This is a genomic window from Streptomyces lomondensis (assembly GCF_014651035.1).
In the GTDB taxonomy this organism is placed as follows: domain Bacteria; phylum Actinomycetota; class Actinomycetes; order Streptomycetales; family Streptomycetaceae; genus Streptomyces; species Streptomyces lomondensis.
In genome coordinates this window covers 1-513 of sequence record NZ_BMWC01000057.1, presented here as the reverse complement: position 1 = coordinate 513, position 513 = coordinate 1, and the positions used below count along the sequence as shown (strand labels likewise).

The following is a 513-nucleotide window of genomic DNA, read 5'->3' as shown; positions in this document are numbered from 1 at the left end:
CCACCCTTCACCTTTCAAAGTCGATCTTCCAATAATCACCTTTAGCGCCTGACAGGTCTCAGCTCTTACCCCCTCGATTTGCCCAGCTCCTTTTACCAACTTTTTTTTCCGAGACAAGATGCAATTCTTCACCGTCATCGCTGCCCTCGTCGCCTTCACCGGTGTCTTCGCTGTCCCAGCCCCCACTCAAACCGAGCAGGCAACCCTTGAACCTCGCCAGTTTGGTGGTTTCGGCGGCTTTGGACCCGCAAACGTAGTCGCCGGAGCGGCTGACATTGCCACACTCGGTGTTTTCCACAACGCGCTTGGCGGTGGATTCGGCGGTGGATTCGGCGGTGGATTCTTCTAAGACTTGTCATCTCGATCCCTGACAAACCTGGAATACCGTTGACGATGAAGTTTCTCTTTCTCATTTTTTGTTCTCCTTGTAACTGCTGGGCATTATTATCTTTAAGCTGAGACCTTATGAGTAGCTTGCTACTGCGCAAATTATAGTGATTATTTTTACCACAA

At 50.1% G+C, this 513-nt stretch carries 1 protein-coding gene; it reads right to left on the bottom strand.

Annotated elements, in window-relative coordinates; translation table 11 throughout:
- Positions 1-58 precede the first annotated feature (58 nt).
- Positions 59-298, bottom strand: coding sequence for a hypothetical protein (locus tag IE255_RS40720; RefSeq protein ID WP_189820570.1), 240 nt, complete (start codon positions 296-298; stop codon positions 59-61).
- Between the last annotated feature and the right edge of the window lie 215 nt (positions 299-513).